The 22,619-nt window shown below is 59.0% G+C and carries 23 protein-coding genes and 1 tRNA gene; 16 read left to right on the top strand and 8 right to left on the bottom strand.

Annotation, left to right across the window (positions count from 1 at the left end):
- Positions 1–129: 129 nt before the first annotated feature.
- Positions 130–1,293: a tyrosine-type recombinase/integrase gene (locus ACLHDD_RS01995; RefSeq protein WP_427102718.1), complete on the top strand. Its 1,164-nt coding sequence runs from the start codon at positions 130–132 to the stop codon at positions 1,291–1,293.
- Positions 1,294–1,308: 15 nt separating this feature from the next.
- Here the strand turns inward: ACLHDD_RS01995 and ACLHDD_RS01990 are convergent.
- Together ACLHDD_RS01990 and ACLHDD_RS01985 are read right to left on the bottom strand one after the other, a co-directional pair.
- Positions 1,309–1,385: transfer RNA gene (locus ACLHDD_RS01990), tRNA-Arg, on the bottom strand.
- A 94-nt stretch (positions 1,386–1,479) separates the two neighbouring features.
- Positions 1,480–1,983, bottom strand: coding sequence for a DUF1198 family protein (locus ACLHDD_RS01985; RefSeq protein WP_427102717.1), 504 nt, complete (start codon positions 1,981–1,983; stop codon positions 1,480–1,482).
- Positions 1,984–2,155: 172 nt separating this feature from the next.
- On the opposite strand from ACLHDD_RS01985, the gene folD reads away from it, so the two are divergent.
- Together folD and ybcJ are read left to right on the top strand one after the other, a co-directional pair.
- Positions 2,156–3,022 (top strand): bifunctional methylenetetrahydrofolate dehydrogenase/methenyltetrahydrofolate cyclohydrolase FolD, encoded by an 867-nt coding sequence (gene folD, locus ACLHDD_RS01980; RefSeq protein ID WP_427102716.1) that lies wholly within the window; start codon positions 2,156–2,158, stop codon positions 3,020–3,022.
- Positions 3,023–3,235, top strand: coding sequence for a ribosome-associated protein YbcJ (gene ybcJ / locus ACLHDD_RS01975; protein WP_427102715.1), 213 nt, complete (start codon positions 3,023–3,025; stop codon positions 3,233–3,235).
- Positions 3,236–3,381: 146 nt separating this feature from the next.
- Here the strand turns inward: ybcJ and cysS are convergent, their stop codons facing one another.
- On the bottom strand, positions 3,382–4,767 hold the full coding sequence (cysS, locus tag ACLHDD_RS01970) for a cysteine--tRNA ligase (RefSeq protein ID WP_313654505.1): 1,386 nt from the start codon (positions 4,765–4,767) through the stop codon (positions 3,382–3,384).
- A 212-nt stretch (positions 4,768–4,979) separates the two neighbouring features.
- Here cysS and ppiB point away from each other — a divergent pair, with 212 nt between their 5' ends.
- The 4 genes from ppiB (at position 4,980) to purK (ending at position 7,889) form a co-directional block, all read left to right on the top strand.
- Positions 4,980–5,474, top strand: a complete 495-nt coding sequence (gene ppiB / locus ACLHDD_RS01965) for a peptidylprolyl isomerase B (protein ID WP_111138987.1) — start codon at positions 4,980–4,982, stop codon at positions 5,472–5,474.
- On the top strand, positions 5,474–6,190 hold the full coding sequence (gene lpxH, locus ACLHDD_RS01960) for a UDP-2,3-diacylglucosamine diphosphatase (RefSeq protein WP_427102714.1): 717 nt from the start codon (positions 5,474–5,476) through the stop codon (positions 6,188–6,190). Before ppiB ends, lpxH begins: the two co-directional genes overlap by 1 nt.
- A gap of 131 nt (positions 6,191–6,321) precedes the next feature.
- Positions 6,322–6,828, top strand: a complete 507-nt coding sequence (purE, locus tag ACLHDD_RS01955) for a 5-(carboxyamino)imidazole ribonucleotide mutase (RefSeq protein WP_111138985.1) — start codon at positions 6,322–6,324, stop codon at positions 6,826–6,828.
- Positions 6,825–7,889 (top strand): 5-(carboxyamino)imidazole ribonucleotide synthase, encoded by a 1,065-nt coding sequence (gene purK / locus ACLHDD_RS01950; protein WP_427102713.1) that lies wholly within the window; start codon positions 6,825–6,827, stop codon positions 7,887–7,889. Before purE ends, purK begins: the two co-directional genes overlap by 4 nt.
- Before the next feature lie 165 nt (positions 7,890–8,054).
- Here the strand turns inward: purK and ybbP are convergent, their stop codons facing one another.
- Positions 8,055–10,472: a putative ABC transporter permease subunit YbbP gene (ybbP, locus tag ACLHDD_RS01945; RefSeq protein ID WP_427102712.1), complete on the bottom strand. Its 2,418-nt coding sequence runs from the start codon at positions 10,470–10,472 to the stop codon at positions 8,055–8,057.
- On the bottom strand, positions 10,469–11,155 hold the full coding sequence (ybbA, locus tag ACLHDD_RS01940; RefSeq protein WP_427102711.1) for a putative ABC transporter ATP-binding protein YbbA: 687 nt from the start codon (positions 11,153–11,155) through the stop codon (positions 10,469–10,471). Before ybbA ends, ybbP begins: the two co-directional genes overlap by 4 nt.
- On the opposite strand from ybbA, the gene tesA reads away from it, so the two are divergent.
- The 5 genes from tesA (at position 11,123) to ACLHDD_RS01915 (ending at position 14,906) form a co-directional block, all read left to right on the top strand.
- Complete coding sequence (gene tesA, locus ACLHDD_RS01935; RefSeq protein ID WP_427102710.1) at positions 11,123–11,749, top strand: multifunctional acyl-CoA thioesterase I/protease I/lysophospholipase L1; 627 nt, start codon at positions 11,123–11,125, stop codon at positions 11,747–11,749. The genes ybbA and tesA overlap by 33 nt on opposite strands.
- A gap of 30 nt (positions 11,750–11,779) precedes the next feature.
- Positions 11,780–12,553 carry an SDR family oxidoreductase gene (locus tag ACLHDD_RS01930; RefSeq protein WP_427102709.1) on the top strand — a complete coding sequence of 258 codons (774 nt, stop codon included), beginning with the start codon at positions 11,780–11,782 and terminating at the stop codon, positions 12,551–12,553.
- A 79-nt stretch (positions 12,554–12,632) separates the two neighbouring features.
- Positions 12,633–13,490 carry a co-chaperone YbbN gene (locus ACLHDD_RS01925; protein ID WP_427102708.1) on the top strand — a complete coding sequence of 286 codons (858 nt, stop codon included), beginning with the start codon at positions 12,633–12,635 and terminating at the stop codon, positions 13,488–13,490.
- 58 nt (positions 13,491–13,548) lie between these two features.
- The gene (locus ACLHDD_RS01920; RefSeq protein ID WP_111138979.1) at positions 13,549–14,463 is read left to right on the top strand and encodes an SPFH domain-containing protein; all 915 of its coding nucleotides are present in this window, start codon (positions 13,549–13,551) and stop codon (positions 14,461–14,463) included.
- Positions 14,463–14,906: an NfeD family protein gene (locus ACLHDD_RS01915; RefSeq protein ID WP_427102707.1), complete on the top strand. Its 444-nt coding sequence runs from the start codon at positions 14,463–14,465 to the stop codon at positions 14,904–14,906. Before ACLHDD_RS01920 ends, ACLHDD_RS01915 begins: the two co-directional genes overlap by 1 nt.
- Here ACLHDD_RS01915 and cueR read toward each other — a convergent pair.
- Positions 14,894–15,298, bottom strand: a complete 405-nt coding sequence (gene cueR / locus ACLHDD_RS01910) for a Cu(I)-responsive transcriptional regulator (protein WP_427102706.1) — start codon at positions 15,296–15,298, stop codon at positions 14,894–14,896. The two genes, ACLHDD_RS01915 and cueR, sit on opposite strands and share 13 nt — an antisense overlap.
- A gap of 96 nt (positions 15,299–15,394) precedes the next feature.
- Here cueR and copA point away from each other — a divergent pair, with 96 nt between their 5' ends.
- From copA to ybaK, 3 genes are all read left to right on the top strand, one after another.
- Positions 15,395–17,905 carry a copper-exporting P-type ATPase CopA gene (gene copA / locus ACLHDD_RS01905; protein WP_427102705.1) on the top strand — a complete coding sequence of 837 codons (2,511 nt, stop codon included), beginning with the start codon at positions 15,395–15,397 and terminating at the stop codon, positions 17,903–17,905.
- 70 nt (positions 17,906–17,975) lie between these two features.
- Entirely contained in the window at positions 17,976–18,779 is an 804-nt protein-coding gene (locus ACLHDD_RS01900) for a TraB/GumN family protein (RefSeq protein ID WP_427102704.1), read from the top strand.
- Positions 18,780–18,953: 174 nt separating this feature from the next.
- Positions 18,954–19,433 carry a Cys-tRNA(Pro)/Cys-tRNA(Cys) deacylase YbaK gene (ybaK, locus tag ACLHDD_RS01895; RefSeq protein ID WP_427102703.1) on the top strand — a complete coding sequence of 160 codons (480 nt, stop codon included), beginning with the start codon at positions 18,954–18,956 and terminating at the stop codon, positions 19,431–19,433.
- Here the strand turns inward: ybaK and ACLHDD_RS01890 are convergent.
- Complete coding sequence (locus ACLHDD_RS01890) at positions 19,430–20,299, bottom strand: LysR family transcriptional regulator (protein WP_427102702.1); 870 nt, start codon at positions 20,297–20,299, stop codon at positions 19,430–19,432. The two genes, ybaK and ACLHDD_RS01890, sit on opposite strands and share 4 nt — an antisense overlap.
- Positions 20,300–20,388: 89 nt before the next feature.
- Here ACLHDD_RS01890 and ACLHDD_RS01885 point away from each other — a divergent pair, with 89 nt between their 5' ends.
- Positions 20,389–20,820: a multidrug/biocide efflux PACE transporter gene (locus tag ACLHDD_RS01885; protein ID WP_427102701.1), complete on the top strand. Its 432-nt coding sequence runs from the start codon at positions 20,389–20,391 to the stop codon at positions 20,818–20,820.
- Between the two features lie 34 nt (positions 20,821–20,854).
- On the opposite strand, the gene ushA is transcribed toward ACLHDD_RS01885, so the two are convergent.
- On the bottom strand, positions 20,855–22,579 hold the full coding sequence (gene ushA / locus ACLHDD_RS01880; RefSeq protein ID WP_427105155.1) for a bifunctional UDP-sugar hydrolase/5'-nucleotidase UshA: 1,725 nt from the start codon (positions 22,577–22,579) through the stop codon (positions 20,855–20,857).
- Positions 22,580–22,619: the final 40 nt, after the last annotated feature.

Below are 22,619 nucleotides of genomic sequence, written 5' to 3'. Positions count from 1 at the left end.
AACGCGCAAAGACCCGTCCAAACCGAAGTCACCCTACCTCCTCACCCGTCAGGCCTGTATTGCCGCTCTTAACAATCCAATGCACACTGTCGCCGTGAGCGCGGCAGATGCACATGAGGAGAAAAAATCATGTCGATCTTCCGCAGAGGTTCCGTCTGGTACGGGAGTTACACGACGCCAGGCGGGAAGCGCATTAAGGAGTCTCTTGGCACAGAGGACCGAAAGCAAGCACAGGAGCTTCACGACCGGCGAAAGGCTGAGTTATGGCGAATAGAGCGGCTGGGTGATTTCCCCGACGTGACATTCGAAGAAGCATGCTTGCGCTGGCTGGAAGAAAAGGCGCACAAGAAATCACTCGATGCCGATAAGGGCCGGATCGGATTCTGGCTCATGCATTTTGAAGGAGTGTTGCTGAAGGATATCAGCGAGGCGAAGATTTACGCCGCGGTCAGCAGGATGACCAACCGCAAGGCAAAGGAGCGGTGGGAGCAGCGCGCTGTGTCGATGGCGAAGAGAGGGCTGGATATCGGGGAATACAAACCGGCTGCCGTATCCACCTCTACTAAGGCAAAGCACCTGGCATTAATGAAGGCGCTGATGCGGGCAGCGGAACGTGAGTGGAAGTGGATCGAGAAGTCGCCGGTTATCAAGGTGCCTCAGGAAAGAAATAAGCGGGTACGGTGGCTCGAACCCGCTGAGGCAAAGCGACTGATTGATGAATGTCCTGAGCCCCTCAAGTCTACCGTAGAGTTTGCACTGGCAACAGGATTGCGCCGTTCAAACATTGTCGACCTGAAGTGGCAGCAAATTGACCTGCAGAGAAAGGTTGCGTGGATATACCCGGAAGAGAGCAAGTCAGGCAGGGCTATTGGCGTAGCGCTGAATGAAATGGCGGAAGCTGTTTTGAGACGACAGATCGGCCGGCATCACAACTGGGTGTTTGTTCATACCGAATCGGTGAAAAGAAATGACGGGACGACAACAGCAAGCATCAGGAAGATGCGGGTCGATTCAAACACTGCGTGGCGCGCAGCACTGAAACGGGCTGGTATAGAAGATTTCCGGTTCCATGACCTTCGGCATACGTGGGCGAGCTGGTTAATTCAGGCTGGCGTTCCTTTATCTGCACTGCAGGAAATGGGAGGCTGGGAAAGCATCGAAATGGTACAGCGATATGCTCACCTTGCACCTAACCACTTAACGGAGCATGCACGGCAAATTGATGCGATTTTTGGCAGTCGTGTCCCAAATCTGTCCCATGTGGAAAATCTGGCAGCCGGAGGAAGGAGGTAAGTCATTGAATTCATTTGGCACGCCCTACAGGATTCGAACCTGTGACCTACGGCTTAGAAGGCCGGTGCTCTATCCAGCTGAGCTAAGGGCGCATGGAGATGGCACGGATTATACGTCGGGAAGCGGGTACGTCAACGTTTTTGCCGTTTCACCGCAGCGAAGTGCTGCGGGATTAACCAATTGGCATCAATGACGGCTGCGCCATTCACTGAGCGATACGACCTGGCGGGTGGCGGCTGATTCTCCTTCCAGCTCAACCCCTTGCGGTGTGAAACGCGCATTGTACTGTTCGCGGAGTGCGTGCAGCGCCTGGCTGTCCGGCTCCAGCTGGCGCAGAAAGCCCAGCGCGAGCAGCAGTTGCTGACGGCTGATAAGTGGTGAAAAACCGGCGCGACTCAGAATTGCATGCCAGCGCTGACTGTTTTCCTCGCTGCCGTCCACAATCAGCACCTGCCAGATCAGCAGAACCGCCGCACCATTATGCAGATGCGTTTCATTATCGTGGCTGAGATAGTCGGTAAACTCTTTCGCCGCCTCTTTGCCCATCATCGCAGTCATCGACTCTGCCTCAACCGGTGGCAGCTGCAGCCGTTTGCTGAGCCGCTGAACGGCGTGACGTGAGCCTGCGGTCAGCAGCTGAAATCCGGCGATAAACACCACCGCCAGTGTGGCCAGTATTATCCAGATCATGACATCATCCTCTGATAGTTTTGTCGTTATCATACGCATGCAGGCAGCCACGCGTCGCGATGAAAAGTCGGAAAGCGCAGACGCGGCTGAAACTGTGACTGACAGCAGCCCATGCTTCTGACAAAATAGCCCCCTTCCCCGATTCAACACAACACAGTGGATTTCCTCTCTGATGGCAGCAAAAATTATTGACGGTAAAACGATTGCGCAGCAGGTGCGCGTTGAGGTTGCGGAAAAAGTGAAGCAGCGTCTGGCGGCCGGAAAACGTGCGCCAGGTCTGGCTGTCGTTCTGGTGGGTGAAAACCCGGCTTCGCAAATTTACGTGGCCAGCAAACGCCGCGCCTGTGAAGAGGTGGGTTTCCATTCCCGCTCTTATGATCTGCCCGCCTCGACCCGCGAAGCTGAGCTGCTGGATCTGATTGATGCGCTCAATCAGGACGATGAGATCGATGGCATCCTGGTCCAGCTCCCGCTGCCTGCCGGTATCGATAACGTCAAAGTGCTGGAGCGCATCACGCCAGACAAAGATGTCGATGGATTCCATCCCTATAACGTCGGCCGTCTGTGTCAGCGTGCGCCGACCCTGCGTCCCTGCACGCCGCGCGGCATTGTCACGCTGCTGGAACGCTATAACATCGACACCTATGGCCTGAACGCCGTGGTGGTCGGGGCGTCTAATATCGTCGGTCGTCCGATGAGCATGGAGCTGCTGCTGGCAGGCTGCACCACCACCGTAACGCACCGCTTTACCAAAGATCTGCGCCATCACGTTGAGCATGCCGATCTGCTGGTGGTGGCGGTCGGGAAACCGGGCTTTATTCCGGGTGACTGGATCAAACCCGGCGCTATCGTCATCGACGTCGGCATTAACCGGCTGGAGAGCGGCAAAGTGGTGGGCGATGTCGATTACGACAGTGCATCCGAGCGCGCATCTTATATTACCCCGGTGCCGGGCGGCGTTGGCCCGATGACGGTGGCTACCCTGATCCAGAACACGCTGCAGGCGTGTGAAGAGTTTCACGATAAAGAGGTTGTTTAAATGACACGTTTTTCACTGGGAAAATTCCCGCATGTCGATCTGTGTGACCTGCTGAAGCTGGAAGGCTGGGTTCAGAGCGGTGCACAGGCTAAGATCGTGATTGCCGAGGGCGAAGTGAAGGTTGATGGTGCGGTCGAAACCCGCAAGCGCTGCAAAATCGTAGCCGGCCAGACCGTCGAGTTCTCGGGTTTCCGCACCACGGTCGTTGAGTGATACGCTGGCGTTCCTGCGGGGACGCCGCTGCAGCACCCGCATCAGCCCGGCGCCTTTGCGCGGTATCCGCCCGCCAGGGCGTTAAAAAAACGGAGGCGACCTGCACGCTGGTCGCAAAAAAAGGGCGATGGCTCGCCCTTTCCGTTTTATTTCCGACGCCAGCTTGAGCCCTGTGGCCCATCTTCGACAATCACGCCCAGCGCGTTGAGTTTGTCGCGGGCGATATCGGCATCCGCCCAGTTTTTGGCGGCACGCGCATCGGCACGGGCTTTCACCCAGTGCTCAATCTCGGCAACCTCTTCATCATTCACCTGCGCGCCACTCTGCAGGAATAGCTCAGGATCCTGCTGCAGGATGCCCAGTACGTTGGCCATCTCACGCAGCTTCGACGCCAGGGCATCGGCCGAGGCGCCTGCTTCGCTTTTCAGGCGGTTAACCTCACGCGCCATGTCGAACAGCACCGAGTAGGCTTCCGGGGTATTGAAGTCATCATCCATCGCCGCGCGGAATCGCGCTTCAAACGCTTCGCCACCGCTGGCCGGGACGCTGCTGTCCGTGTGACGTAACGCTGTATAGAGACGCTCCAGCGCCGCACGCGCCTGATTGAGGTTATCTTCTCCATAGTTGAGCTGGCTGCGATAGTGACCGGACATCAGGAAGTAACGCACCGTCTCCGCATCATAGTGTTGCAGCACGTCACGCACGGTGAAGAAGTTGCCAAGCGATTTAGACATCTTCTCGCGGTCGACCATCACCATGCCGGAGTGCATCCAGTAATTGACGTAAGGACCATCATGTGCGCAGCTCGACTGGGCGATTTCATTTTCATGATGCGGGAACATCAGGTCAGAGCCGCCGCCGTGAATATCGAAATGGCTCCCCAGCTGTTTGCAGTTCATCGCCGAGCACTCGATGTGCCAGCCAGGACGCCCGTTGCCCCACGGTGATGGCCAGGCGGGCTCATCCGCTTTGGACATTTTCCACAGCACAAAGTCCATCGGATTCCGCTTCACATCAGCCACTTCGACGCGCGCGCCCGCCTGCAGCTGTTCCAGATCCTGACGTGACAGTGCGCCATAATCGGTGTCGCTGAGGACATCAAACATGACGTCGCCATTTTCTGCGACGTAAGCGTGACCGCGTGCGATCAGCGTTTCCACCAGCGCAATAATCTCGGCGATGTGGCGGGTTGCGCGTGGCTCCTCGTCGGGTGGCAGAATCCCCAGCGCGGCAAAATCATTATGCATTTCGCCAATCATACGATTAGTCAGGGTTTCGATGCTTTCGCCATTTTCATTGGCACGTTTGATGATCTTGTCATCAATGTCCGTAATATTACGCACATAGTTAAGCTCATAACCGAGGTAGCGCAGATAGCGCGACACCACATCAAACGCCACGAACGTCCGCCCATGACCAATGTGACAGAGGTCATACACCGTGATGCCGCAAACATACATCCCGATTTTCCCGGCATGAATGGGTCTGAATTCCTCTTTCTGTCGACTCAGGGTGTTATAAATCTTAAGCATTGAACGGTTCCGTTTTCGCGTGTGGTTGATACTTTTAATTAGCCAGATATTGTGCCGTATTTTTATCGCTCGCGCGACGCAAAGCAAGCCAACTGCGCCGCGCTGCTGACGCGTCATCGGAAATTATGATATAAGAACCGTCGACTAAAAGGGGTACGCCAATTAACAGAGCGACCTCAGCTACTGATCACAACCTTTACAGGACAACAAAAATGGTAACTTTCCAGACGAACCATGGCGATATCGTAATCAAAACTTTCGATGATAAAGCGCCGGCCACCGTACAGAACTTCCTGGATTACTGCCGTGAAGGTTTTTACGACAACACCATTTTCCACCGTGTCATCAACGGCTTTATGATCCAGGGCGGTGGTTTCGAACCGGGCATGAAGCAGAAAGAAACCAAAGCTGAAATCAAAAACGAAGCGAACAACGGCCTGAAAAATACCAAAGGTACGCTGGCTATGGCGCGCACCTCTGCGCCGCACTCTGCGACCGCACAGTTCTTCATCAACGTGGCAGATAACGACTTCCTGAACTTCCGTGATGAAAGCGTTCAGGGCTGGGGTTACTGCGTGTTTGCTGAAGTGGTTGAAGGCATGGATGTGGTTGAGAAGATTAAAGCGGTTTCAACCGGCCGCAGCGGTATGCACCAGGATGTGCCAAAGGATGACGTTGTTATCCAGAAAGTGACCGTCAGCGAGTAATGTCGCGCACCCTGTTTATCGCAGATCTCCATCTGTGTCAGGAAGAACCGGCGATTACCGCCGGTTTTCTGCATTTTTTAGCGCGCGAAGCGCCTCACTGCGACGCGCTCTATATTCTTGGCGATCTGTTTGAAGCCTGGATAGGCGATGACGATCCCAATCCGCTACATCAGCAGGTTGCCGACGCCCTGCGCGCTCTGCCGGTGCCGGTTTACTTTATTCATGGCAACCGCGATTTCCTGCTGGGTCGCCGCTTTGCACGCGCCAGCAACATGACCCTGCTGCCGGAAGAGCAGGTATTAACGCTCTATGGCCAGCGCGTGCTGATCATGCACGGTGATACGCTCTGCACGGATGATGCGGGTTATCTGCGCTTTCGCGCCAGAGTGCATAATCCCTGGATCCAGCGGCTGTTTCTGGCGCTGCCACTGCGGATCCGTAAACGGATTGCCGCGCGGATGCGGGCCGACAGCAAGCAGGCTAACCAGCACAAATCTCAGAGCATCATGGATGTGAACCCGGATGCGGTCATCGCAACCCTGCAGCGCCAGCAGGTGCCGCTGCTGATTCACGGCCACACTCACCGCCCGGCAATTCATACGCTGGAGGTGCAGGGCGAAACGGCACAGCGCGCGGTACTGGGGGCCTGGCATGAGCGGGGTTCCATGATTCAGCTTGACGCCAGTGGCATTCAGCTCACTGAATTTGACTTCTGATCTGCCGTTAAACCGACGGCATTAAGCGCGACGCAACCGTTTTCCTTCCGTCTCTGTCATGCTATTCTCTGTGCCCTTCAAAACCTGTCCGCCCGGCCAGGTCTGTTTGTTCATCCACAGGAGTTGACCGCATGTCATCCAACGCCCCGGCTCGCATCGCCATTGTAATGGGTTCCAGAAGTGACTGGGCCACCATGCAGTTCGCCGCTGACATTCTTACCAGCCTGGACGTCCCTTTTCATGTCGAAGTGGTTTCTGCGCACCGTACCCCGGATAAACTGTTCAGCTTCGCCGAAACCGCAGCGGACAATGGCTTTCAGGTAATTATTGCGGGCGCGGGTGGCGCAGCCCATCTGCCGGGAATGCTGGCAGCCAAAACCCTGGTGCCGGTGCTGGGTGTACCGGTGCAGAGCGCGGCGCTGAGTGGCGTCGATAGCCTTTACTCGATCGTGCAGATGCCGCGCGGTATTCCGGTTGGCACGCTGGCGATTGGTAAAGCCGGGGCCGCCAATGCCGCCCTGCTGGCGGCGCAGATTCTGGCGCTGCATGACAGCGCGCTGGCGTCACGTCTCGACACCTGGCGTCAGAGCCAGACCGATGAGGTGCTTAACCACCCCGATCCGCGGGAGGAGGCATGAAGCCGGTTTGCGTACTGGGCAACGGTCAGTTAGGCCGTATGCTGCGCCAGGCGGGTGAACCCCTGGGAATTGCCGTTCATCCGGTGGGTCTGGACGCCGATCCTGCGGCTCTGCCGATTGCCGACAGCGTGATCACAGCGGAAATCGAACGCTGGCCGGAAACCGCGCTGACGCGTGAACTGGCCCGTCATCCGGCTTTTGTTAACCGCGATATTTTTCCGCGTCTGGCCGATCGCCTGACGCAGAAGCAGCTGCTGGACGAGCTTGGCCTGGCCACTGCGCCCTGGCAGCTGTTAGCAGACAAAAGTGAATGGCCAGCGGTGTTTGCTACGCTGGGCGAGCTGGCGATTGTGAAAAGCCGCACCGGCGGGTATGACGGACGCGGTCAGTGGCGTCTGCGCGCCGCGGATACGCATCAGTTGCCGGATGCCTGTTACGGCGAATGCATCGTTGAACAGGGCATCAACTTTTCCGGTGAAGTCTCACTGGTGGGCGCGCGCGGTCACGATGGCAACGTCGTGTTCTATCCGCTGACGCATAACCTGCATCAGGAGGGCATTCTGCGCACCAGCGTTGCCCTGCCTCAGGCAGATCCGGCACAACAGCAGCAGGCTGAAGCGATGCTGAGTGCGATTATGCAGGCGCTGAACTATGTTGGCGTGATGGCGATGGAGTGCTTTGTCACACCTGACGGTCTGCTGATCAATGAGCTGGCGCCGCGTGTCCATAATAGTGGCCACTGGACGCAGAATGGTGCCTCGATCAGCCAGTTTGAGCTGCATCTGCGCGCCATTCTCAGCCTGCCGCTGCCGCAGCCGGTGGTCTTTGCGCCGTCAGCGATGGTCAACCTGATTGGCACCGATGTGAATCTCAGCTGGCTGCAGCAGCCGCTGGTGCATCTGCACTGGTATGACAAAGAGGTGCGTCCGGGCCGTAAAGTGGGCCATCTCAATCTGAACGACAGCGACACAGCGCGGCTTAAGGCAGCGCTGCAGGCGCTGGTGCCGCAGCTGCCCGCAGAGTACACCAGCGGTATCGCGTGGGCCGTTGAGAAGCTGTAATCCCCTGCCCTTAAGCCTGATGATGGCGTAAGGGCAGCCAGAAAGCACAGCGCGATGGAACCGTCGCCTGTCAGTCACAGGAAGACGCGGGTAACGGGTGCGTTCCGGAGGACGACCGCATGCTGGCTACGTGCAGTCCGTGTGAGGCTAAAATCCCGCTATCCCTTACGCCGCGTCAAATTTCCTGAACAGTGCCTTTCCTTTCAGTAACCGGATTCCCAGCCAGCCGCCGCAGAGTGATAACAGCAGTGCGCCACACAACGGCAGCGCCAGCCAGAGCGTCCAGTCAGGCTGCCAGGGAAAATCAAAGATTCGGGTCTGCAATCCCCACAGCGCCGCCTCTGCCCCCATCGCTGCCGCAACGCCGGAAACCACACCAAGCAGGGCAAACTCACACCACAGCGTTGTACGCAGCAGGCGCTTACCGGCCCCCAGCGTGCGGCAGACGACCAGCTCCTGCCGGCGCTGACGCATCCCGACCTGAACCTGCGCCAGCAGCAGCAGCAGACCGCAGGCGGTGACCAGCACCACCATAATCTCCAGCGCCTGACTGACCTGCGTCAGTACCTGCCCGATCTGCCGCATAATACTGCCGATATCCAGCAGACTCAGCGTCGGAAAGGCGCGGTTCAGCTGAGCCAGCAGCGCCGGTTCGGCCGCCATGCGGAAGCTGGTGAGCCAGGTCTGCGGCTGGCTGTCCAGCGCCCCCGGCGGGAAAATAAAGAAGAAGTTGGGCTTCAGGCTCTCCCAGTCCACTTTGCGCAGGCTGGAAATACGGGCGCTGAAAGTCTGCGTATCGCCCTCAAACGTCAGCGTATCACCGAGCTTCACGCCCAGCCGCTCTGCCAGCTCCACCTCCATTGACACCTCGCCTGCAGCCGGTGGCCAGTGACCGGCCACCAGCGGATTATGATCCGGACGCTCGGCCAGTGCCGTCAGGTTAAGTTCACGATTGAGGGCATTGTCCCGCTCAGGATCGGCCGGTTTACCGTTAAGCTCACTGAGCCGCACCCGGGCAATCGGGTAAAAGGTTTCAGGCTTAATCTGGTGCGCCTGCAGGAAATCCCGCACCTGCGGCACCTGATCTGCACTGATGTTCAGCAGGAAGAAGTTCGGGCTGTCGGCCGGTAACTGCTGCTGCCAGCGATCCAGCAGATCGCCCCGCATCACCAGCAGCAGGGCCAGCAGCATAAACGAGAGCGAAAAGGCCGCGAGCTGACTCAGCGTCATGCCGGGCTGGCGCAGCAGCCGGTTGATTGCCAGCCGCAGGGCCAGTCTGCGCACCACCAGTCGTCGCAGTAACAGCAGCGTGCCCCAGCCAGTGATGGCCAGCAAGCCCGCCAGCACCACCACGCCTGCCAGTAGTGCCCAGAGCATCTTACTGCCGCCCACCAGCAGGGCTAACAGCGTGATAACAACCGCGGCCATCACCGGCATATAAAACTTCAGCGGCCAGAGGCGGGCAACCGCATCGCGCCGCAGTACCCGCAACGGCTGTGTTGCCAGCAGCAGGCGATAGGGGCGCAGTCCTACCAGCAGTGAAATCACAAACAGCGCGCTTATGGCCCAGATCCACGGCCAGAGGCTGGCCGCCGGTAAACTGGCAGGCAGCACTGGTTTCAGCATCGTCATCAGGACTGCCTCCACGCCCTGCCCGACCAGGCCACCGGCTATTGCCGCCAGCAGCAGCACCGCCAGCCACTGGCCAATGATCAGCCGCTGCAGCGCGCCGTGCGTCGCGCCCAGCGTTTTCAGCACCGCCACCAGATCGTAGCGGCTGCGGCAGTAGTGACTCATGGCGACCGCCACGGCTGCAATCGCCAGCATCAGGGTTAGCAAAGCCGACAGCAGCAGAAACTGCTGCGCACGCTGCATCGAACGCCCCAGCGCATCTTCTGAGTTCTCTGTGCTGATCCAGCGCTGATCTGCCCTGATCTGCGGCTCAATCCAGCGATCATAGCGCGCCAGTTGATCGGGATTGCCGGCGAATTTGTAGCGCCAGGTGAGTCGACTGCCCGGCTGAATCGCCCCCGTTTTCGCGGCATCAGCCTGGTTGATCAGCAGGCGTGGCGCCATTTCAAAGGGGTTGAAACCGCCATCCGGCTCCTGGATCACCTCGCCGCTGATGCGCAGCTGAGTGTCTCCGACCTCCAGCATATCGCCCACTTTCAGATTCAGCAGCGCCATCAGCCGGGGTGCGGCCAGGGCGGTCCCCGTCTGCGGCTTCAGACCCGGCGGCTGTGTCTGCAGCGTGCCAAACATCGGGTAAGCGTCATCCACCGCCTTGACGGAGGCGAGCTGCGGCGATTGACCGGCAAAGGTCATGGTCATAAAGGTCAGCTGACGACTCACCGTCAGGCCGGTTTCACGCGCTTTTGCCAGCCAGGCTTCCGGTGCCGCCGCGCTACTGCGCAGCGTGCGGTCGCCTGCCATAAAATCACGGCTCTGCTGATTCAGCCCCTTTTCCATGCGATCGCTGATCGATCCCAGCGCCAGCACGCAGGCGACCGCCAGTGTCAGGGCCAGCCAGACAATCAGCAGCGAGGGCGAACGCCACTCCCGCCAGAACCAGCGCCAGATCATTGCTCCTCCCACAGTTTGCCGTCACGCAGCCGCAGGCGACGGTCGCAGCGCGCCGCCAGCTGCTCGTCATGCGTCACCAGAATCAGGGTCGTGGCAAAGTCGCGGTTCAGGGAAAACAGCAGATCGGCGATGCGGTCACCGGTTTTGCGATCGAGGTTGCCGGTCGGTTCGTCGGCAAACAGCAGGCCCGGGCGGCCACTGAAAGCGCGGGCCAGCGCGACCCGCTGCTGCTCACCACCTGAAAGCTGCGCGGGCAGATGATGCAAACGTTCACCCAGTCCGAGCAGCGTCAGCAGCTCACGCGCCTGTTCCCGGCTCTGACGATCGCTGTCACCCCGCAGCAACGAAGGCAGCTGCACGTTCTCCTGTGCGTTCAGGGTCGGCACCAGCATAAAAGACTGAAACACAAAGCCGACCTGTTTTGCGCGCAGGGCCGCGCGCTGCTCCTCATTCATCCGGTGCAGCGGCTGCCCGAGCAGATGGACTTCCCCGCTGCTGCCGTCGTCCAGCCCGGCCAGAATCCCCAGCAGGGTTGACTTGCCGGAACCCGACTCGCCAATCAACGCAATGGTCTCGGCTCGTTTGACAACCAACTCAACTCCGGTAAGGATGGTTAACTGATGCTCTCCCTGACCGACGGACTTAGTAAGATGATGAACTTCAACAATGTTTTCCGCTGGCATTATCCCTTCCTGTTATTGATTCTTCTGCTGGTGTCGCGTCTGGCGGCTGCCGATACGCTGATGGTGCTGGGCGACAGCCTGAGCGCGGGCTATCGCATGTCTGCCACCGCGGCATGGCCCAGCCTGCTGGATAAACAGTGGCAGCAGAAACCGAAAGTGGTCAACGCCAGCATCAGCGGTGACACGGCCGCACAGGGCCTGGCCCGTCTGCCTGCGCTATTAAAACAGCATCAGCCCCAGTGGGTGTTAATCGAACTGGGCGGTAATGATGGTCTGCGCGGCTTTCCGCCTGATACCATTGCGCAGACGCTGAGCAAGGCCATCGATGATATCAAGGCCGCCAGCGCAAAGCCGCTGCTGATGCAGATTCGCCTGCCTGCGAACTATGGCCGCCGCTATACCGAGGCGTTCAGCAACATCTATCCCGAATTAGCGCAGCAGCATAACATTCCTCTGGTGCCCTTCTTCATGGAGCAGGTCTACCTGAAACCCGAATGGATGCAGCAGGATGGCATTCATCCCAATCCCGATGCCCAGCCGTTTATCGCCGGGTTGATGGCCAGAGAACTGGCTCCCTTAGTTAAGCAGCCGTAGCGCGCCTGGATGCGCAAAAAGGGTAAAGAAATGCAAAAAACCATTCTGATTACAGGTTGTTCCAGCGGAATTGGCCTGGTTGCCGCGCAGGATTTGCTGGCGCGGGGGTATCGGGTGATCGCCGCCTGCCGTAAAGCAGAAGATGTCCAGCGCATGAACACGCTGGGCTTTACAGGGTTACCGCTGGATCTCGACGATCCGCAGAGCGTGGATCAGGCGGCAGATACCGTGCTCGCACTCTGCGAAAACCGCCTCTCGGCACTGTTTAACAACGCCGGTTTTGGTCTCTATGGCCCGCTGCGGACACTTTCCCGCCAGCAGCTGGAACAGCAGTTTTCCAGCAACTTCTTTGGCGTGCATCAGCTGACCCTGCGGCTCTTACCGGCCCTGCAGGCCAGCGGCGATGGCCGCATTATTAATACCAGCTCCGTGCTGGGCCTGATTTCGACACCTGGCCGGGGTGCCTACGCCGCCAGTAAGTATGCGCTGGAGGCCTGGAGCGATGCGCTGCGGCTTGAGGTGCGCAGCAGCGGGATTCGGGTCAGCCTGATTGAACCCGGTCCGATTGAGACCCGCTTTACTGATAACGTGACCCAGGGCGAACAGCATAATCCGGTGCGCAATCCCGGCATCGCGGCGCGCTTTACCCTGCCACCGGAGGCTATTCTGCCTAAACTGCGTCACGCACTCGAGAGTCCTCATCCACGTTTACGCTATCCGGTGACAGTGGTTGCACATGTCATGAGCCTGCTGAAACGGTTACTGCCTGGCTGGATGCTGGATCGCATTTTGCGCAGCCACTGATTCACCGGGCGCAATTACGCTTGAAGCCGGGCCAGTTGGCCCCATATCCTTAGAACACTTTTTGCAAAGAGACTTATTCATGTCACCACAAGCTTCGATCGTCGACATCAACGAATCTAACCTGCAACAGACCCTTGAGCAGTCGATGCAGCTGCCGGTGCTGTTCTACTTCTGGTCTGAGCGCAGCCAGCACTGTCTGGAGCTGACGCCGGTGCTGGAGCGCCTGGCGCAGGAATACGCGGGACAGTTTATTCTTGCAAAACTGGATTGTGACAGAGAGCAACGGGTAGCGGCGCAGTTTGGCCTGCGATCCATCCCGACCGTCTATCTGTTCCAGGATGGTCAGCCGGTTGACGGTTTCCAGGGGCCGCAGCCGGAAGAGGCGATCCGCGCCCTGCTGGAAAAAGTCCTGCCGCGTGAAGAGGAGCTGAAGGCACAGCAGGCGATGCTGCTGATGCAGGAAGGTAAATCGCTGGAGGCGCTGCCGCTGCTGAAAGAGGCGTGGCAGCTGAGCAATCAGGCCAGCGAGATCGGTTTCCTGCTTGCCGAGGTGCTGATTACGCTGAGCCGCAGCGATGAAGCGGAAGCGGTGCTGAAAGCAGTACCGCTTCAGGATCAGGACACCCGCTATCAGAGCCTGATGGCGCAGATCGATCTGCTGAAGCAGGCCGCCGACACGCCAGAGATTCAGCAGCTGCAATCTGAGCTGGAGGCCGATCCGACTAACGCCGGGCTGGCTGCTAAACTCTCCTTACAGCTGCATCAGGTTGGCCGGAATGAAGAGGCCCTGGAGCTGCTGTTCAGTTTCCTGAAATCCGATCTTAATGCCGCTGATGGCCAGGCGCGTAAAATGCTGCAGGAGATTCTGGCGGCGCTGGGAACCGGCGATGCACTTGCCGCCCGTTATCGCCGTCAGCTCTACTCCCTGCTCTACTAACCGGCATCACCTCGGGCCGAAGCGACTCGGCCCGTCAATCTGACAATGTGGAGGTTATATGATTACAGTCATTCCCGCCCTGATTATTCTGGCGCTGGTGGCGGTCTGGGCGACCGTTAAAATTGTGCCACAGGGCTTTCAGTGGACGGTTGAGCGTTTTGGCCGTTACACCCGCACCCTGACGCCAGGACTGAGCCTGGTAATCCCGTTCATGGATCGTGTCGGTCGTAAGATCAATATGATGGAACAGGTGCTGGATATCCCCTCTCAGGAGATCATCTCTAAAGATAACGCCAATGTGACCATTGATGCGGTCTGCTTTATTCAGGTCGTTGACCCGGCGCGCGCCGCCTATGAGGTCAGCAATCTTGAACAGGCGATTCTGAATCTCACTATGACCAATATGCGCACCGTGCTGGGCAGCATGGAGCTGGACGAAATGCTCTCTCAGCGTGACAGCATCAACACGCGCCTGCTGCATATCGTCGATGAGGCGACCAACCCGTGGGGTGTCAAAATCACTCGCATCGAAATCCGCGACGTGCGTCCGCCGCAGGAGCTGGTGGGGGCGATGAATGCACAGATGAAAGCAGAGCGAACCAAGCGCGCCGATATTCTGACGGCCGAAGGGGTGCGCCAGGCGGCGATCCTGCGGGCAGAAGGCGATAAGCAGTCGCAGATCCTCAAGGCCGAAGGTGAACGAACCTCAGCGTTCCTGCAGGCAGAAGCACGCGAACGTCAGGCGGAGGCGGAAGCGAATGCCACGAAGATGGTTTCGGAAGCGATCGCGGCCGGTGATATTCAGGCCATCAACTACTTCGTGGCGCAGAAATACACCGATGCGCTGCAGAAGATTGGTGAGGCCAACAACAGCAAAGTGGTGATGATGCCGCTGGAGGCAAGCAGTCTGCTCGGTTCGATTGCGGGCATTGGTGAACTGCTGAAAGAATCGCGCACTGAGTCGACACGCTGATGCTGGCCGGGATTGTTGCGCATCCACACTGGTTCTGGCTGACGCTGGGCGGGTTACTGCTGGCAGCGGAGATGCTGGGCACCAGCGGTTACCTTCTGTGGAGCGGGCTGGCCGCGCTCATTGTCGGCATTATTGAGTGGATTGTGCCGCTAAGCTGGACAACTCAGGGCTTGCTGTTTGCCGTGCTGACGCTGGTCTGCGTTTTCCTGTGGTATCGCTGGATGCGCCAGCGTGAAACGCATCCGCCCACGGCCCTGAACGCGCGCGGCAGGCAGATGATCGGTCTGCAGCTGACGCTGGAGAGTGCGCTGCATAACCGCATCGGTCATGTGCGCATCGGAGACAGCAGCTGGCGGGTGGAGGCGGATCAGGATTTGCCGGCGGGCACACCGGTCGTAGTGGTGGGCATAGAGGGAATTACCCTGCGTATTCAGCCACGCTGATGGCCGCAGCCAGCCAGATTATTGATGATGGGGCACTCGGCCCCCTCATCGCCCGGACAGGCCTCTGCCAGCGTCAGCAGTCGCGCCCGCATTGCATGCAGCTCTTCAATATGCGCCGCGATTTCGTCTGCTTTTTGCAGCGTCCGGGCTTTCACATCCGCACTGTGGCGCGACGGATTATTAAACAGCGCCACCAGCTCGCGGCACTCATCCAGCGTAAAGCCGACCTGCCGCGCCTGCCGCAGCAGATTCAGCTCATCAAGATGATGCGCATTGTAGCGACGATAGCCATTTTCACTGCGTAACGGCGGAGTGACGATCCCCTTCTCTTCGTAAAAACGGATCGCCTTACTGGTCAGTCCGGTCTTCTTCGCCACATCGCTGATGTTCATTCCGCTCTCCTTGACCTTCCCCTTGATGGAAGGTTTATGCTTAAGCATGAATCGAAACTGGCCTGCGGGTCAAATCTGTTAACCAGGGAGTTGATGATGTCACATACCCTTTCACTGTCACTTGATGGCCTCTCCTGTGGGCACTGTGTCAAACGTGTCAAAGAGGCACTGGAACAGCGCGACGATGTTGATCACGCCGATGTCACTCAGCAGGAGGCGCTTGTCTCCGGTCGGGCGGACGCCGCTGCGCTGATCGCAACCATTGAGCAGGCAGGTTATCACGCCACGCTGAAACCGGCGGCCTCCCCAAAGCCTGAACCGTTGACAGCATCGGAGCCGCCGCCGGAGGCGCTGACAACGGAGTCCACTTCTTATCCGGCAAAACAGACCCACTCCACCCGCATGCTGCTGATTGAGGGCATGAGCTGCGCCAGCTGCGTCAGTCGGGTAGAAAAAGCGCTGCAGCTGGTCCCGGGGGTCAGCCAGGCGCGGGTCAATCTTGGCGAACGCAGTGCGCTGGTGCTGGGGAACGCTGACCCGCAGCAGCTGGTGGCCGCCGTCGATGCCGCAGGCTACGGTGCAGAGGTCGTGGACAACGAACAGGAGCGCCGTGAAAAGCAGCAGCACAGCGCCCGCAACGCGATGCGCCGGTTTAGCTGGCAGGCTGGAGTCGCATTAGCGTTCGGCGTGCCGCTGATGATCTGGGGTATGATGGGCAGTCACATGATGCTCACCGACAGCAATCAGGGCCTCTGGCGCGGGCTGGGCGTGCTGACCCTGCTGATCATGGTCCTCACCGGCAGCCACTTCTATCGCAGCGCCTGGCGCAGTCTGCGCAATGGCAGCGCCACCATGGATACGCTGGTGGCACTCGGTACAGGCGCCGCCTGGATTTACTCATTCAGCGTGGTGCTGTGGCCCGACTTTTTCCCGCCTCAGGCTCGCCATCTCTACTTCGAAGCCAGCGTGATGATTCTGGGTCTGATCAATCTGGGGCACGCCCTTGAGCAGCGCGCCCGTCAGCGATCGTCCGAGGCGCTGGAACGGCTGCTGGATCTGACACCCGCCGAGGCACGTCTGACTGAACCTGAAGGTGACCGGATGATCCCGGTCAGTGCGGTAGAATCCGGCATGACGCTGCGCCTGGTCACCGGCGACCGGGTGCCGGTCGATGGCGAAATCAGCACTGGTGAAGCCTGGTTTGATGAGGCGATGCTGACCGGCGAAGCGGTGCCCCAGACCAAAAGCGCAGGAGCGCAGGTTTTTGCTGGCACCCTGGTGCAGGATGGATCGGTGACCTTCGTCGCCCGGGCGACCGGCAACGACACGACCCTCTCGCGCATCATCCGGCTGGTACGTCAGGCGCAAAGCAGCAAACCGGATGTGGGGCGACTGGCCGACCGCATCTCCGCCGTTTTTGTCCCCGTTGTGGTGCTGATCGCCCTGCTAAGCGGCGCGATCTGGTATCTTTTCGGGCCGCAGCCGCAGATTGCCTACACGCTGGTGATTGCCACAACTGTACTGATTATCGCCTGCCCCTGCGCACTGGGCCTGGCGACCCCCATGTCGATTATTGCCGGTGTGGGCCGCGCGGCCGAGCTGGGCGTGCTGGTACGCGATGCCGATGCCCTGCAGCGTGCCAGCGAGATCGACACCCTGGTCTTTGATAAAACCGGCACGCTGACGGCGGGCACACCGCAGGTCAGTGAAGTGCTGACCTGGGGCGGAGTCAGCCGCGAAGCCGTGCTGAACACGGCGGCGGCGCTGGAAAGGACCTCGGGTCATCCGCTGGCGAAAGCCATCGTGGACGCAGCAAAACTGCCCCGCTCTCCCGAATTAGCGCAATTTCGTACAATACGCGGCAAAGGGGTCAGCGGTACGCTGGATGGCAGAACGCTGCTGCTGGGCAACGCCGCACTGCTGCAGGAGAACGGCGTGGACTGCCAGGCGGCAGAAGCAGAGATAGCGCGTCTGACGCAACAGGGTGCCACACCAGTCTTACTGGCCGAACAGGGTCAGCTCACCGGCCTGATTGCGTTGCGCGATACGCTGCGGCCGGAGAGCGGTGCGGCGCTGAAACGCCTGCATCAGCAGGGCTATCGCCTGATTATGCTGACCGGCGACCATGAGAAGACCGCGCGCGCTATTGCTGACGAAGCCGGCCTCGATGAGGTCATTGCGGGGGTGCTGCCGGAAGGCAAAGCCGCAGCCATCGCTGAGTTACAGCAGCAGGGGCGTCGCGTCGCGATGGTAGGCGACGGCATTAACGATGCACCTGCGCTGGCGCAGGCCGACGTGGGCATTGCAATGGGCGGCGGCAGTGATGTGGCCGTTGAAACCGCAGGCATTACGCTGATGCGCGCCGATCTCAACGGCGTGGCGGATGCGCTAGCGCTCTCTTCAGCCACGCTGCGTAATATCCGGCAGAACCTGTTTGGCGCATTTATTTATAACAGCATCGGTATTCCGGTGGCGGCTGGTGTGCTTTATCCGCTGACGGGCACCCTGCTCAGCCCGATTGTGGCGGGTGCCGCTATGGCGCTCTCCTCTATCACCGTGGTCAGCAATGCCAACCGGCTGCTGCGGTACCGGCCACCGCGCCCGTAACTCCACTTCAGCGCTGTTTTTCACGCGCTGAAGTCGCTAGCATGGGGTTTTGAATCGCTAAGGAACGGGAATGTCAGGCAACGTTTGGCGCTCACTGCGCAGCTTTTTCAGCCCGCTTTTTCCCGCCAGTTACCGCTGGCCTGCGAGGGATGTCCGGCTTGGCGACCGTTATCTGCACCTGGTTGGCAGCATCCACATGGGCACGCGCGATATGCAGCCACTGCCCGCCCGCCTGCTGCGTCAGTTACAGCAGGCGGATGCGCTGATTGTGGAAGCCGATATTACCCAGGGCGGCTCACCCTTTGACCATCGTGGCGATCGTCCGGCCCTCTCTACCCGCCTGGACAGCCAGGCGATGCAGATCCTGACTACGCAGTGTCAGGAGATGAGCCTGAACCTGAGCCTGATTGATCATCTGCCCGCCTGGCAGATTGCGTTGATGCTACAGGCTCAGCAGGCCCAGAGGCTGGGATTGCGCCCGGATTACGGCATTGATTATCAGCTTTTGCAGGCGGCTAAGGGGCTGAACAAACCGGTGATTGAACTGGAAGGGGCCGATGCGCAGATCGCCCTGCTGACCGCACTGCCGGATGATGGCATGGCGCTGTTGCAGGATACGCTGCAGCACTGGCACACCAATGCACGACTGCTGCAGATGATGGTGAGCTGGTGGCTGGATACACCACCACGCCAGCCTGACATCAGCCTGCCTGCTACCTTCAGCCAGGCGCTGAACGAGACGCTGATCGGGCAGCGTAATGCGCAGTGGTGCCATCGGCTGCAGGCCCTGGCGGCGGGAAACTATGTGGTGGCGGTCGGTGCCCTGCACCTCTATGGCGAAGATAATCTGCCGGAGATGCTGAAGCGGCCCTGAAAAAAAGCGAGCCGATGACTTTATCGGCCCGTCAAAGAGGAATTTGTTTATGATTCTGGTTATCGCTCAGCAATCGGGTTGCTGGCGCGCGGCCAATTTTCACTCAAAGCACAAACTTTCGCCACCTTTTTCCCTGTTTATGCGTAATAAGATTTTTCTGAGTAAGGAACCTGTATGACGCCCGCCGTAAAATTGCTGGAAAAACAGAATGTCAGCTTCACGCTTCACCCTTATGAGCATGACAGCAATGAAACCCATTTTGGTGATGAAGCGGTCCGGAAACTCAGTCTGGACGCGCGTCAGGTGTTTAAAACGCTGCTGGTGGCGCTGAATGGTGAGGCGAAACAGCTGGCCGTTGCGGTGACGCCTGTCCCGACGCAGCTGGATCTGAAAAAAGTGGCAAAAGCATTGGGTGCGAAAAAAGCGGAGATGGCCGACCCGCAGCTGGCGCAGCGAGTGACAGGCTATCTGGTGGGCGGAATCAGTCCGCTCGGTCAGAAAAAACGGCTGCCCACCGTCATCGACTACTCTGCCCGCGACTTCAACGCCATGTTTATCTCTGGTGGTAAACGCGGACTGGATATCGAACTGGCACCTGACGATCTGGCCCGCCTGCTGGATGCGCCGTTTGCTGATATCGCCCGCCACGACTAAACCCGGGGCTGAGCGCAAAGCTGATCGATCATCCAGCGCCCCGCCGGGCCGGGTGGCGTCCGTCGTGACCAGACGACCTCCACCGCAATATGCTGCGGCCAGCCCGGCATTGGCAGCTCCTTCAGAACACCATGCCCGAACTGTTTCACCAGCCAGCGCGGCAGAATCGTCCAGCCAAACCCCTGCTCCGCCATCTCCAGCAGCAGAAGATAAGTCGGCGCTGACCAGATACGTCCCGTCGGCGCGGGTTCAGCAGCCTCAACCCAGGTGTTTAACCGCAGATGCCGGACGCCTTCCAGCTCGCTTTCGCTGAGGGTGCGATGCCGGGCCAGCGGGTGATCGCGATGTAAAAAGACCGCCATCTGCGCCTCAACCTGCAGGCGTGCCACCGCAATATCCACCGGCAGAACAGGCTGCGCCCGCACCACGCCCAGATGGACTCGTCCGGCCTGCAGCAAATCCAGCACATCACCATCCTCAGCAATCATGACCTCCAGCTCAATCTCCGGATAACGACGATCAAACTGCCTGAGCAGCTGTTCGTGATGATCGGTTTGCCAGAAATCAGACATGGCAAAACTGAGGCGCGGCTCGACGCCCTGCGACAGCCGTATGGCCAGCGCATCCAGCCGCTCACTCGCCGACAGGATCTGCTGGATCTGCGGGACGACGCGGCGCCCCTGCTCGGTGAGCACCGGCTGACGCCCCGCGCGATCGAACAGCGCAAAGCCGAGATCATCTTCCAGACTGGCGACCGCCGCGCTGATGGTGGACTGGCTTTTACCCAGGGCGCGTGCTGCAGCGGAGAACGATCCGCTTGCCACTGTCTGCATAAAAGCCTCAAGGGATTCCGGGGAGTAACGCATTCAATCCATCGCTTTTTCCGATAGGTAGTCATTTTATCTTACCATTCCGGCGTGTAAGAATGCGCCGCATTATGAAAGGAGAATGAATCATGCGTACCCGCTCACTGAAAGAACGTATTCTGCACGCTGTCTGTTTTGAAACCCTGGCGATTCTGACCGTATCGCCGCTGGCGGCCTGGATTATGAATAAGCCCCTGTTTCAGATGGGCACGCTTGCGATCATACTGTCGACCGTGGCGATGCTCTGGAACATGATCTATAACAGCGGATTTGATCGTCTCTATGCGCCAGGTCAGAAACGCGGAACGGGCGTGCGCATACTGCATGCGCTGGGGTTTGAAGGCGGGTTTATCCTGATTGGCCTGCCGATCGCGGCCGCGATGCTGCATATTTCCCTGTGGCAGGCATTGCTGGTGGAAATCGTCTTTTTCCTCTTCTTTTTACCCTACACGATGCTCTACAACTGGGTCTGGGACAAACTGCGCGAGCGCTGGATCAGACGTCACCCCTGCCGGGCGTGATAAAAACGGGAGGCCTCTGCGCCTCCCGGTACGTTCAATGCGAGGCAGCCGTGTTATTTCCCCACGGCCAGATCCACGCCAGAATCATTTTTGGATAGTTACGTTTACGCGCTTTTTCCGCTGCTTCATCTCTGGCCCGGATCTGTTCCCCGGTCAGGTGAACGATCTGCCCCTTCGGCTGATAGTCGCTGGCTTTCACTGGCGAATGCGTCCTGATCCAGTCACGCAGGACCTGCGCATCGACGGCGCCGGTGTTGAGATAACCGGCATGATTATCCAGTCGCGGATAGCCATCGCCGCCCGCCGCGTTGAAGCTGTTCGTCGCCATGCGATAGTGCTGTGCGTCCTCGATCGGCTTACCGTTAATCGTGACGTTACTGACCCCTTTTCCATCGGCGGTCAGTCCGATGCCAGCAAACTGCGCGTAACCGCCTGAGTCAGGCTGAATGTTCGCGACCACTGCCAGATAGCGTTTAATTTCCGCACCGGTCAGGCTGACCGACACCACCTGATTACCAAATGGCTGAACCTGCAGCAGATCGCGCCAGTTCAGCTTGCCCGATGTCAGCGAGGTGCGAATACCGCCGCCGCTCATCACCCCGAAATCGGCTTGCGTGTGCGCCATCTGCGCACGCAGAATCAGCTGACCCAGACTGGTCTGCTGAAAGCGAACCTGCTCTTTTTCACCGCTGAAGCTGCCATCGGCGCTGCCGACACTTTCGGTTAACTTCGCTTCTGCCCGTTTCTGGAACGGCATCAGCAACTTCATCATGGCCGTATTCTTCGGGATCTCCTCCTGCCAGTTAAGCCAGGTTTCGCTGCCGTCCGCATTCTTTACCTGATGCTTAAGGTTGACCGGCACCAGCTGATACGCTTCCAGCGCCACTTCACCATTGCGGAACGTGAAGTCCCCCCGTCCGACATATTTTCCCCACTTGTCGGCCTGCATAATCCAGATCCCGTTCTGCTTATCGGGCTGACATGGCTGGCCGGGCTGGTAATTTTTTACGCTGACGTTCTCTTTTTCCATGCAGACTGCGTCATGTGAATGCCCGCCGACGATCAGGTCGAGGGTTCCCGCAGGCAGGCTACGCGCCAGGGTGACGTCATCAATGCCGTTGCTGCCGTGCTGGCCATCGTCATAGTGGCCAAGATGCGTCAGCGCGACAATCACGTCCGGCTTCTCTGTTGCTCGCAGCGTCTTCACCGCTTTGACCGCTTCCGCGACAGGATCGCGGAACTCGGTATCTTTCAGGCCTGCGGGATTGGCCAGCTTTGCCGTATCCGGCGTAATCAGCCCGATGACCGCAATTTTCAGTCCGAGACGGTTGAAAACGGCCCAGGGCTTAAACAGACGTTCACCGCTGCTTTTCTGATAAACGTTGGCGGCCAGCAGCGGGAATCGCGCCCACTTCTCCTGCTTGCGCAGAATCGCAATGGGTTTGTCGAACTCATGATTGCCCAGCGTCATGGCATCGTAGCCAATCAGGTTCATCGCGCGGAAATCGGGTTCTGCATCCAGCTCGTCAGATTCCGGTACGCCCGTGTTCACATCACCGGCAGAGAGGATCAGCGCGCCTCCGCCCCTGGCCTGCACATCGTAGCGCATCGTATCCATCAGGGTTTTCTGCGCCGCCAGGCCATATTCGCCCTGCTCGTTGAACCAGAAATGACCGTGCTCATCATTGGTGTGCAGCAGGCTGAAGCGATAGGTGCGATCGGCCCCGGCGGCCTGTGACAACAGCGGCATCAGAGCCATCAGTAATCCCGCGCCCGCCCCTGTCCATTTTGATAACAAC

This window comes from Pantoea sp. NSTU24 (assembly GCF_050157905.1).
GTDB lineage: Bacteria > Pseudomonadota > Gammaproteobacteria > Enterobacterales > Enterobacteriaceae > Pantoea.
This window is presented reverse-complemented; position numbering and strand designations above follow the sequence as displayed.